This is a genomic window from Mycolicibacterium septicum DSM 44393, assembly GCF_000455325.1.
Classification (GTDB): domain Bacteria; phylum Actinomycetota; class Actinomycetes; order Mycobacteriales; family Mycobacteriaceae; genus Mycobacterium; species Mycobacterium septicum.
In genome coordinates this window covers 213,870-225,257 of record NZ_HG322952.1, presented here as the reverse complement: position 1 = coordinate 225,257, position 11,388 = coordinate 213,870, and the positions used below count along the sequence as shown (strand labels likewise).

General features: G+C 66.6%; 9 protein-coding genes. 7 read left to right on the top strand and 2 right to left on the bottom strand.

Annotated elements, in window-relative coordinates; genetic code table 11:
* From narH to TX88_RS20965, 5 genes are all read left to right on the top strand, one after another.
* Positions 1-1,503: nitrate reductase subunit beta (gene narH / locus TX88_RS20985; protein ID WP_044519844.1), on the top strand; the 1,503-nt coding region annotated here is incomplete at its 5' end.
* Entirely contained in the window at positions 1,503-2,153 is a 651-nt protein-coding gene (gene narJ, locus TX88_RS20980; protein ID WP_209447080.1) for a nitrate reductase molybdenum cofactor assembly chaperone, read from the top strand. The genes narH and narJ, both read left to right, overlap by 1 nt.
* On the top strand, positions 2,153-2,881 hold the full coding sequence (narI, locus tag TX88_RS20975; protein WP_044519842.1) for a respiratory nitrate reductase subunit gamma: 729 nt from the start codon (positions 2,153-2,155) through the stop codon (positions 2,879-2,881). The genes narJ and narI overlap by 1 nt, the downstream gene beginning before the upstream one ends.
* A 72-nt stretch (positions 2,882-2,953) precedes the next feature.
* Positions 2,954-4,339 (top strand): WS/DGAT/MGAT family O-acyltransferase, encoded by a 1,386-nt coding sequence (locus tag TX88_RS20970; protein ID WP_044519841.1) that lies wholly within the window; start codon positions 2,954-2,956, stop codon positions 4,337-4,339.
* A gap of 2 nt (positions 4,340-4,341) precedes the next feature.
* Entirely contained in the window at positions 4,342-4,779 is a 438-nt protein-coding gene (locus TX88_RS20965) for a pyridoxamine 5'-phosphate oxidase family protein (RefSeq protein WP_044519840.1), read from the top strand.
* Here TX88_RS20965 and TX88_RS20960 read toward each other — a convergent pair.
* The gene (locus TX88_RS20960; protein WP_044519838.1) at positions 4,776-5,042 is read right to left on the bottom strand and encodes a hypothetical protein; all 267 of its coding nucleotides are present in this window, start codon (positions 5,040-5,042) and stop codon (positions 4,776-4,778) included. The two genes, TX88_RS20965 and TX88_RS20960, sit on opposite strands and share 4 nt — an antisense overlap.
* 286 nt (positions 5,043-5,328) lie before the next feature.
* Between TX88_RS20960 and typA the strand changes: the two genes are divergently transcribed.
* Both typA and TX88_RS20950 read left to right on the top strand, forming a co-directional pair.
* Positions 5,329-7,230 (top strand): translational GTPase TypA, encoded by a 1,902-nt coding sequence (typA, locus tag TX88_RS20955; protein ID WP_044521496.1) that lies wholly within the window; start codon positions 5,329-5,331, stop codon positions 7,228-7,230.
* A gap of 399 nt (positions 7,231-7,629) precedes the next feature.
* A complete protein-coding gene (locus TX88_RS20950; protein WP_110918117.1) occupies positions 7,630-9,510 on the top strand; it encodes an ABC transporter family substrate-binding protein in 1,881 nt (626 codons plus the stop codon).
* 51 nt (positions 9,511-9,561) lie between these two features.
* Here TX88_RS20950 and TX88_RS20945 read toward each other — a convergent pair whose 3' ends face one another.
* On the bottom strand, positions 9,562-10,806 hold the full coding sequence (locus TX88_RS20945) for a hypothetical protein (RefSeq protein WP_044519836.1): 1,245 nt from the start codon (positions 10,804-10,806) through the stop codon (positions 9,562-9,564).
* Between the last annotated feature and the right edge of the window lie 582 nt (positions 10,807-11,388).

Sequence of the window (11,388 nt, the reverse complement as noted above, 5' to 3'; positions counted from 1 at the left end):
CAGGGCTATCCGCGTACCTACCAGGATCAGGAGAAGTGGCGTGGCGGGTGGAAGCTGGACCGCCGCGGCCGGCTGAGGCTGCGCGACGGCGGCCGGTTGGCCAAGCTTGCCAGGATCTTCGCGAACCCGAAGCTGCCGTCCATCGAGGACTACTACGAGCCGTGGACCTACGACTACGAGAACCTGACCTCGGCGCCGCTGGGTGAACACATTCCCACCGCACCGCCGCGCAGCCTGATCACCGGTAAGCCCATGAAGGTTTCGTGGTCGGCGAACTGGGACGACGACCTTGCCGGTTCACCGGAGATCGTGCCCGGCGACCCGGTCCTCAAGCAGGTCAGTGAGCAGATCAAGCTCGAACTCGAGCAGACCTTCATGTTCTATCTGCCCCGGATCTGCGAGCACTGCCTCAACCCGGCGTGTGTGGCATCCTGCCCGTCGGGCGCGATGTACAAGCGGTCCGAGGACGGCATCGTGCTGGTCGATCAGGACAAGTGCCGCGGGTGGCGCATGTGCGTGTCCGGATGCCCTTACAAGAAGGTGTATTTCAACCACAAGACCGGCAAAGCGGAGAAGTGCACGTTGTGTTACCCGCGCATCGAGGTCGGGCTGCCTACCGTGTGCTCGGAGACCTGCGTGGGCCGGTTGCGTTATCTCGGTCTGGTGTTCTACGACGTCGACCGCGTACTGGAGGCCGCGTCGGTCCCCGACGACAAGGATCTCTACGAGGCGCAGCGGCAGATCCTGCTCGACCCGACCGACCCCGAGGTGATCGCCGGCGCCCGGGCCGAGGGCATCTCCGACGAGTGGATCGAGGCCGCCCAACGCTCGCCGGTGTACAAGCTCATCCACACCTATGGCGTTGCGCTGCCGCTGCATCCGGAGTTCCGGACGGTGCCGATGGTCTGGTACATCCCGCCGTTGTCACCGGTGGTCGACGCGGTCAGCCGCGACGGGCACGACGGCGAGGACGTGGGCAATCTCTTCGGTGCGCTGGAAGCCCTGCGCATCCCGATCGAGTACCTGGCCGGATTGTTCACCGCGGGGGACACCGCGGTGGTCGAAGGGGTGCTCCGGCGTCTCGCGGCGATGCGGTCCTACATGCGCGACATCAATCTCGGGCGTGAGACCCAGCCGCACATTCCGGCCGCGGTCGGCATGACCGAGGAACACATGTACGAGATGTACCGGCTGCTGGCGTTGGCGAAATACGAGGAGCGCTACGTCATTCCGACCGCGTACAGCTCGGAATCGATACCCGGGGCCGAGGAACCCGGCTGTTCACTGTCCTTCGAGGGCGGGCCGGGAATGTACGAGTCGGGTCCGTTCGGCGAGGCCAGCGGCGGTCCGGTACCGGTGGCGGTGGAGACCTTCCACGCGCTGCAACACCGGCAGACCAGCGGCGGCATGGCCGCCAACGCCGAGCGGCCGTCGCGGGTCAACCTGCTCAACTGGGACGGCAGGGGCGTTCCGTCCGGCATGTTCCCGGGTGGTGGTCAGTGATGAAGCGTCGCAACCGAAACCGTGACAACACGATGCAGGACCGCCTGGTGTGGCAGGCGGCGTCGTTGATGCTGGCCTACCCGGACGACGGCCATGCCGACCGGCTGCAGACCGCGGCACGTCTGCTGGACCACGTCACCGGTGAGGCCAGGGCGCTGCTCGGCGAAACCGTCGTCGGGCTGAGCCTTCGGCCCACCATGGAGCTGGCACAGGAGTATGTCGAGACCTTCGACCTGCACAAGCGGTGCACCATGCTCCTGACCTACTGGACGTCCGGTGATACCCGGAACCGCGGCGCGGACATGGTCGAATTCACCCAGACCTACCGGGCCGCAGGCGTCGAGATCCCGAAAGGCGAAGCACCCGATCATCTTCCGGTGGTGCTCGAGTTCGCGGCCACCGTCGACCCGGCCGCGGGGCGGCGGCTGCTCGCCAAGTACCGGGTGCCGATCGGTGTGGTGGCCCGCGCGCTGGCCGAGCAGAGGTCGCCGTATGCGCCCGTCGTGGCAGCGGTGGACGCCACCCTGCCGTCTCTGGCCTCCGTCGACGACGTGTCGCGACTGATGGTGTCCGGGCCGCCCGCGGAATCCGTGGGACTGCAGCCGTTTCAGCTGACCGTTCCGCCCCGACGTGTGCAGGAGGTGCCGTGATGTCGGGCTGGGAGATCTTCTGGGACGTGGTGCCGTATGTGACGCTGGCGATGGTGGCCGTCGGCACCTGGTGGAGGTACCGGTACGACAAGTTCGGCTGGACCACGCGCTCGTCACAGCTCTACGAGTCGCGGCTGCTGCGGATCGCCAGCCCGATGTTCCACTTCGGCATGCTCGTGGTGTTCATCGGACATGTCATCGGCCTGTTCATCCCCGAATCGTGGATGGACCTGGTGATGAGCGACCACGTGTACCACCTGCAGGCGGTGATCCTCGGCGGTATCGCCGGTATCGCGGCACTGGTCGGGATCGCGCTGCTGATCTACCGCCGCCGCGTGACCGGCCCGGTTTTCATGGCCACCACCGTCAACGACAAGACGATGTATGTGGTTCTGGTGGCCGCGATGGTGGCCGGCTTCGCCTGCACGGCGATCGGAGCCACCCCGGAGGGCGCCGAGCACGACTATCGCGAGACCGTGTCGCCGTGGTTCCGGTCGATCTGGATCCTGCAGCCCCGCGGCGACCTGATGGTCCAGGCGCCGGTGTACTTCCACATCCACGTGATGATCGCGCTGGTGCTGTTCTGCCTGTGGCCGTTCACCCGGCTGGTGCACGTGTTCAGCGCGCCGATCGGCTACCTGTTCCGGCCCTACATCGTCTATCGCGGCCGCGACGTCGCCGAGAAATCAGAGCTGGTCGGGTCACGGCCGCAGCGTCGGGGCTGGTGAGCGCCGGTAGTCAGCGGAACTAGGGACCTTTGACCCTGCCCGGGGATGGACAGCAGGCGGAGGATTGCAGGTATGGAGCAGTTGACCGCACTCGACGCGGGGTTCCTCGAAGCCGAGGACTCCGATCGCCACGCGAGCCTGGCGATCGGAGCCATCGCCGTGCTGGACGGGCCGATGCCCAGCCCGGAGGCCGTCACAGCCGCATTGTCCGAGCGTGTGTCGACCGCGCCCCGCCTACGCCAACTGCTGCACACGCAGCCGCTCGACCTCGGTGCGCCGCAGTGGGTGGAAGACACCAACTTCGATGCCGCACACCATATTCGCCATGCCGCGCTGCCTCAGCCCGGTGACGATGCGGCGCTGCACCGGTGGGCCGCCGACGTCATGGAACGCCGTCTCGACCGGGACCGGCCGTTGTGGGAGTGCTGGATCGTCGACGGCCTGGAGAACGGCAGGTGGGCCATCCTGCTGAAGGTCCACCACTGCATCGCCGACGGGATCGCCGCGACTCGACTGTTGAGCCGGCTGTGCGACGACGGTGACGTGACCGGCGAGGGTGGAGGACGTCAAGCTGCCAGGGGGACAGCTGTTTTCAGCCCTGTCGACTGGATCGGCAAGGCGTGGCGGATCTCAAGTGGGCTGCCCGTCGCCGCGATGCAGGCCGTCCACGGGGCGTTCGGCATCGTTAACGGTCTGCTGCGTCCGGCGGCGGGGACCTCGCTGACGGGCCCGGTGACCAGCATGCGGCGCTACGCCACCGGAGAAGTGTCGTTGGATGACGTCGACTCGGTGTGCCGGGAATTCGGCGTGACGGTCAATGATGTTGCACTGGCGGCGATCACCGACAGTTTCCGCAACACACTCATTCGCCGCGGAGAGAAGCCGAGGCGTGACGCGCTGCGCACCCTGGTGCCGGTGTCGGTGCGGTCCGGGGATGCCCACGACCGGACCGACAATCGAGTCTCGGTGATGTTGCCGTACCTTCCGGTCGACAAGGCCGATCCCGTGCAGCAGCTGCGCACCGTGCACGCGCGGCTGTCCAGGGCCAAGGCCAGCGGACAGCGCGAGGCGGGCAACATCCTGGTGTCGGCGGCGAACGCGATCCCGTTCCCGCTCACCGCCTGGACGGTGCGGGCGCTGACCCGGCTGCCGCAACGTGGCGTCGTCACCGTCGCCACGAACGTGCCCGGCCCGCGAAACCGGTTGCGCGTCATGGGCCGCGAGATCGTGCGACTTCTTCCGATCCCGCCGCTCGCCCTTCAGCTGCGTACCGGTATCGCCATCATGAGCTACGCCGACCGCCTGGTCTTCGGCGTCATCGGCGATTACGACACGGCCCCCGACGTCGACGAACTCGCCCGCGGCATCGAACGTGCCGTTGCCCGGCTGGTCGACATCAGCGTCGGCCACTGGCGCTCCACCCCGGTGGGAACTCTGCAACTCGTACAGGGAGGTTGACCATGAAGGGACAAGAGCTCGGCGTTCTCACCCGCAGGCAGTGCCTGGATCTGTTGGAGCGGGTCCGCGTCGGACGATTGGTGTTCACCGAGGATGCGCTGCCGGCCGTACAGCCGGTCAACTTCCGGGTGTGGCACGACGACGTGGTGATCCGGGTGGCCGGCGGGCCCAAGCTGACCGCCGCCATCGACCATCAGGTGGTGGCGTTCCAGGCTGACGAGCTCGACGCCGATCTACGGACGGGTTGGAGCGTGACCATCGTCGGGCATGCCGAGCCGATCACCGACGTGGACGAGCAGGTGGCGGTCGCGGGGACGTTCGTGCAGCCGTGGGCGGAGGGGCGGCGCGACCACTTCGTGCGCATACGGGCCGAGAAGGTCACCGGGCGCGAGCTCCGGGACCACGCGATGCCGCACTACACGGGTACGGGCGAGGGCTAGTACCGCAGCCGGTCGTCGACGACCCGCACGGCGTGGCCCGGGTGCTGCGTCGCGTACAGCGGGTGCAGCAGCATCGGGTGGCGGCAATGCGCGCAGGAGGCCTGCGGCTGGTTCGCCGACGCGAAGGTGAGGTGGTGGCATTCGCTGCACCGGACCATGTAGCAGGCGCCGATCCAGTTGGCCATGCCCACGTAGATCGCGACCGTGGTTCCCAGCGCGAGCACCATGATCAAAGCGACCGTGAGCGCTTCATAAACCGTCATCCCGGTACCTCCAAGCACGCCCATCGCAACGTGACGGATACCTGAAACGGTACTCGCGAACCTTAGGTTTTCCTGGCCCGTTTGAAGACCTTGTCCAGTTCTTTACCGCGCAATCCGTTGAGTTCGGCCTTGCGCACCTTGTGCAATACGAGGGGGCATCGTTTGCAGCGTGGCTTGCTCTTGCAGCACTTTTTCTTGGGCTTCAGACCGGCGATCTTTGCGGACTTCAACGTGACGGGGCTCTCTCGTTTTCGTGATCGACCGGCGTGCCTGCGAGAATGTCGGTGTGGATTCACGCCCGAGCTTTCGCAATGTCGCCATCGTCGCCCACGTCGACCACGGCAAGACGACCCTAGTCGACGCGATGCTGCGGCAGTCCGGTGCCTTGACGCACCGCGGCGACGACGCGGTCGAGCGCTTGATGGACTCCGGTGACCTTGAGAAGGAAAAGGGCATCACCATCCTGGCCAAGAACACCGCGGTGCACCGGCATCACGCCGACGGCACCATGACGGTGATCAACGTCATCGACACCCCTGGTCACGCCGATTTCGGTGGCGAGGTGGAGCGTGGCCTGTCCATGGTCGACGGCGTAGTTCTGCTGGTGGACGCCTCGGAAGGCCCGCTGCCGCAGACCCGGTTCGTGCTGCGCAAGGCCCTGGCCGCGCACCTTCCCGTGATCCTGGTCGTCAACAAGACCGACCGGCCCGACGCACGTATCTCCGAGGTGGTCGAGGAAAGCCACGACCTGCTGCTCGACGTCGCCTCCGATCTTGACGACGAGGCCCAGGCTGCTGCCGAGAAGGCGCTGGACCTGCCGACGCTGTACGCGTCGGGACGTGCCGGTATCGCCTCCACCACGCAGCCCCCCAACGGCGAGAACCCTGACGGCGAGAACCTGGACCCGCTGTTCGACGTGCTGATGGAGCACATCCCGGCGCCCTCGGGCGACCCCGAGGCGCCGCTGCAGGCGCTCGTCACCAACCTGGACGCGTCGGCCTTCCTGGGCCGCCTCGCGCTGATCCGCATCTACAACGGCCGGCTCAAGAAGGGCCAGCAGGTCGCCTGGATGCGTGAGGTCGACGGGGCTCCGGTGATCACCAACGCCAAGATCACCGAGTTGCTGGCCACCGAGGGCGTCGACCGCACCCCGACGGAAGAGGCCGTCGCCGGCGATATCGTCGCCGTCGCGGGCATCCCCGAGATCATGATCGGCGACACCCTGGCCGATACCGAGCACGCGCACGCCCTCCCGCGCATCACGGTCGACGAGCCCGCCATCTCGGTCACCATCGGCACCAACACCTCGCCGCTGGCCGGCCGGGTGTCCGGGCACAAGCTGACCGCCCGGATGGTCAAGAACCGGCTCGACTCGGAGTTGGTCGGCAATGTGTCGATCCGCGTGGTCGACATCGGCCGCCCCGACGCCTGGGAGGTGCAGGGCCGCGGTGAGCTGGCGCTGGCCATCCTGGTCGAGCAGATGCGCCGCGAGGGCTTCGAACTGACCGTCGGCAAGCCGCAGGTGGTCACCAAGAACATCGACGGCAAGCTGCACGAGCCATTCGAAGAGCTGACCATCGACTGCCCGGAGGAGTTCGTCGGTTCCATCACCCAGCTGATGGCCAACCGCAAGGGCCGGATGGAACAGATGACCAACCACGCCGCCGGGTGGGTGCGGATGGACTTCGTGGTGCCCAGCCGCGGGCTGATCGGCTTCCGCACCGACTTCCTCACCGAGACCCGCGGCACCGGCATCGCCAATGCGGTGTTCGAGGGCTACCGGCCGTGGGCCGGGGAGATCCGGGCCCGCCACACCGGCTCGCTGGTTTCGGACCGGTCCGGCTCGATCACCCCGTTCGCGATGATCCAGCTGTCTGACCGCGGCCAGTTCTTCGTCGAGCCGGGCGAGGACACCTACGAGGGCCAGGTCGTGGGCATCAACCCGCGTGCCGAGGACCTCGACATCAACATCACCCGCGAGAAGAAGCTGACGAACATGCGGTCCTCGACCGCCGACGTCATGGAGACGCTCGCGCGGCCGCTGGACCTGGGTCTCGAGCAGGCCATGGAGTTCTGTGCCGAGGACGAGTGCGTCGAGGTGACCCCCGAGGTCGTGCGCGTGCGCAAGGTGGAGCTGACGGCCTCGCTGCGTGCCCGGGCGAAGGCGCGGGCCAAGGCGCGCGGCTAGTTTCGCGTTCTGATCGTCGACTCTGCGTCCAGGCCTTCGACTCTGCGTCCAGATCGTGAGTTCCACCGAAATCCCGATCTGAGCGCCGTCTCGATGCCCTTGCCTGCCCTTCGCCGTGGGTTTCGACTTGGTCTTGATGCCGGTCACTCCGGCTGACGGCGGACGGTATCTGAGAATCAACTGAGATAGATGCAAAAAGCGCCGCTGTCGTTCAGTTCGCTGCCGACGACCTGGAGGAGGGCAGGCATATGCGCAGTTCAACCCCGAAATTGCTGGTTGGCATTTGTTTGTTGCACCTTGAAGGACTTGGATCGATCCAAGCGGCTTGCGTAGCTGCAGGGCCGTGCGTCGCGCAGTTCCGGTGCGCGGCGGTGGCGGCGCGGGAGGCTCGATACTCTGATTAGCGTGCCGACACCCCTCCGCCGCGTCCGTCTGACGATCGGGGCGCTCGTTTCGGTGCCTGCGCTCCTGTTCAGCGCTTGTACGGTGAGCCCGCCGCCTGCCCCGCAGAGCACCGAGACCACCGAGACGACGGCGCCGCCCCCGATGAAGGCGACGCAGATCATCATGGCCATCGACTCGATCGGCCCGGGGTTCAACCCGCATCTGCTGTCGGACCAGTCCCCGGTGAACGCGGCGGTCGCGTCGATGGTGCTGCCCAGTTCGTTCCGGCCGGTGCCCGACCCGAAGTCGCCGACCGGATCGCGTTGGGAACTCGATCCGACCCTGCTCGAATCGGCCGAAGTGACCAGTGAGAATCCCTTCACGGTCACTTACAAGATCCGTCCCGAGGCGCAGTGGACCGACAACGCGCCGATCGCCGCCGACGACTACTGGTACCTGTGGCGCCAAATGGTCAGCCAGCCAGGCGTTGTCGACCCCGCCGGCTATGACCTGATCACGGGTGTGCAATCGGTCGAGGGTGGCAAGCAGGCGGTGGTGACCTTCTCCCAGCCCTATCCGGCGTGGCAGGAGCTGTTCAACGACATCCTCCCGGCCCACATCGTCAAGGACATTCCCGGTGGCTTCGGCGCCGGTCTGGCCCGCGCGATGCCGGTCACCGGAGGCCAGTTCCGGGTGGAAAGCATTGACCCGCAACGTGACGAGATCCTGCTGGCCCGCAACGATCGGTACTGGAGCGTGCCGGCCAAGCCCGATCTGGTGCTGTTCCGGCGGGGTGGCGCACCGGCCGCGCTTGCTGACTCCATCCGCAACGGCGACACCCAGGTCGCCCAGGTGCACGGTGGCGCGGCCACTTTCGCGCAGTTGAGCGCGATCCCGGATGTCCGCACTGCCAGAATCGTGACGCCGCGAGTGATGCAGTTGACCCTGCGCGGCGGGCAGCCGACCCTGGAGCAAGCTCAGGTGCGCAAGGCGATCCTCGGCTTGATCGACGTCGACCTGCTGGCGTCGGTGGGTGCGGGTGACGACAACACCGTGACGCTGGCGCAGGCACAGGTGCGTTCTCCGTCGGATCCCGGTTACGTACCCACGGCGCCCCCGGCGATGTCGCGGGAGGCCGCGCTGGATCTGTTGCGCGGCGCGGGCTACCAGATCGAGCCGGTGGCCGAGCCGCCCGCACCCGGCGAGCCGCCGGCACCTGACAACGGTAGGCAGCACATCACCAAGGACGGCGCTCCGTTGACGTTGGTGCTGGGTGTGGCGTCCAACGATCCGACCTCGGTCGCCGTGGCCAATACCGCCGCCGATCAACTCCGCAACGTCGGCATCGATGCCTCAGTGCTGGCACTGGACCCTGTTGCGCTCTACGGTGATGCGCTGACCAACAACCGGATCGACGCGGTCGTCGGCTGGCATCAGGCCGGGGGAGACCTGGCAACCAGCCTCGCCTCACGTTATGGCTGCCGCGCATTGGAAGCCACGGCTGTCTCGACGGCTGTTCCCGGCGTCGCTCCGACGCCGTCGACGAAGCCGCCCACCAGCGCCTCGCCGGCACCGGCCACGACACCGACACCGACATCGACCCAGCCGATCCCGGCTCCTGACTCGGGTGCCCTGGTGCAGGCGCCCAGCAATATCACCGGGATCTGTGACCACAGCATCCAACCGAGAATCGATGGGGCGCTGGATGGTTCGCAGAACATCGCCGAGGTGATCCAGGCCGTCGAGCCTCGGCTGTGGAGCATGTCGACGGTTCTGCCGATCCTGCAGGACACGACGATCGTCGCGGCCGGGCCGAGTGTCGAGAACGTCAGCCTGACCGGCGCCGTGCCGGTGGGCATCGTCGGCGACGCGGGCAGCTGGACAAAGGGGCGCTAGAACGCGCCCAGTGGGCCCCTCGTGCGAGGAGGCCCACTGGGTGGTGGTGAATCAGCCTGCGTCGCTTGAACCTGCGCTCGATCCTGACGATGTTGACGCACCGCCGGACTTGCCTGCGGCGTGCTTGCCTGCCTTCGCGCTCTTGCCGCTGAGCCCTTCGGCCGCCTTCTTCAGTCCGTCCGTCACGTTCTTGACCGATCCCTGAATCCCGTCGCGGACCTGTTTGGCGGCAGGTGAGCGCTTGGTGGAGAGGGTCTTTCCGGGCTCGGCCTTGAGGCTGTCCTTCACCACCGGGGTGGTGGCGCCGGCCGATGTGTCCGCAGCAGCGGAAGCATCTGCAGCAGAAGCGGTTTCGGTGGACGGTGCCGGCGCAACCGAAACGGCGGACGGTGCCGGCGAAACAGCGGCGACCTTCGGGGTGACGTCCAGCGTCACGACCTTCGCCGCAGACTTCAGGGTCGCGTCCGCTGCCGAGCGGGCGGTCTCCACGGGCGGGGGAGTGATGGCGGCAGCGATCATGTCGCGGGCCTGCCGCAGAGTCGACAGCAGGCCGAGACTGGGGCCGAAAACGCCGCCGCCGAGCTCGTCGCCGTTGAGGAACGCATCCGCGATGACGGCAGGACTGCTGAGCATCGCGTTGACGACGCCGAGCGGATCGCCCGCCCGGGCAGAGTCGACGATCTCCTGGCCGACGTTTCCCGCCACGGTGATCGTCCGGTAGACCACGTTGATCAACCCGAGGGCGGGCAATGCCACGATCGCCGGATTGCTCAGCACATTGGCCAGGTTCTGCACCGGCTGTCTGATGGCGTTGATGGCGGGCTCGAGCAACGGAAGAGCGGCGCCGGCGACAGGGGTGAGGAATGCGCTCCAGAGGTTGGCCACCGCACTGTCGATGTTGCCCGCGAGGAGATCGGTCAGAGAGGCCTGCAGCAAGGACGGAATGCTCCACGGGTTCGACGGGTCCAGCGCGTTGCCCAGCGCGGTGGCGGAGCCCTCCAAGGCGATGAAGAGCGAACCCGCGGTGCTGAGCTGATTGGTGATCACCTGCAGCAGGACAGGCGCGGGATCGGTGACTTCGTTGCCGATCAGGGTCGAGACGTTGGCGATGGTGTTCGCGAACAGGTCCGCATAGGCCTGAATCGGATCGGTTGCTGCCGACAGGCCCACCTCGGCCGATGACACCGCCGGAATCGTGATGTCCGGCATCGGCGGAGCGACCGGACTTATCGCGATGGCACTGGCTCCGACGAGCGCGACGCCAGCGGCGAGATAGGGACGGGCTGCAGCTTGCATTGCTTCTCCTCTAGATCGATCCGATCCCCGACGAGGCTGAAGCTACCTGAGAGTAACTTTACAAATTTGTATTTTTGAAAAGTTGCATTCAATACCGCATCGGCGGCTAGCCAGGTCGTGAGAAAGGTGAACTAGCTGGTGAATTGCGGTAGTTAGGCGTGCTTCAAGATCATTCGGCGGTCGGATGCGACCGAGGTGGTCGCCGGTCGTATGGGGCTGGCTCCGAATGGCAACTGTTCGCTCGATGTGCGATTCCGGGTGGAAATGCGCGTCAATCGCGGCGATGCGGTGGTCTCGGGTTTTTGCGCGGGCGGCACCCGCGGATGTTGCGCGTCGGTGCCGTTGGACCGGTTGAGGTGTTGTGGTCCGAGCCCGGCTGCCCTCGTTGTGTGCCCGTTGTCCGGAATTTGCTGAGAGGGGGTAACGGCAATCAAATGTCGGAGGTCGCCACCTTGCCTTCAACGGAGTGATCCACGTAGCTGGCGGGCGAAGGTCTGAGTGGAGGCTGAGAACTTCCATAGAAGCCGGAGGCCCCCTCCACGGTGTTGATGGAGGGGGCCTGCCGGTGGTGCTGAGGGTTAC

What these genes read in the sequence shown, in the direction of transcription:
- TX88_RS20965 (WP_044519840.1), top strand. Translation starts at nt 4,342, where the DNA reads ATGAAGGGACAAGAGCTCGGCGTTCTCACCCGCAGGCAGTGCCTGGAT.
- narI (WP_044519842.1), top strand. Translation starts at nt 2,153, where the DNA reads ATGTCGGGCTGGGAGATCTTCTGGGACGTGGTGCCGTATGTGACGCTG.
- TX88_RS20945 (WP_044519836.1), bottom strand. Translation starts at nt 10,806, where the DNA reads ATGCAAGCTGCAGCCCGTCCCTATCTCGCCGCTGGCGTCGCGCTCGTC.
- TX88_RS20970 (WP_044519841.1), top strand. Translation starts at nt 2,954, where the DNA reads ATGGAGCAGTTGACCGCACTCGACGCGGGGTTCCTCGAAGCCGAGGAC.
- narJ (WP_209447080.1), top strand. Translation starts at nt 1,503, where the DNA reads ATGAAGCGTCGCAACCGAAACCGTGACAACACGATGCAGGACCGCCTG.
- TX88_RS20960 (WP_044519838.1), bottom strand. Translation starts at nt 5,042, where the DNA reads ATGACGGTTTATGAAGCGCTCACGGTCGCTTTGATCATGGTGCTCGCG.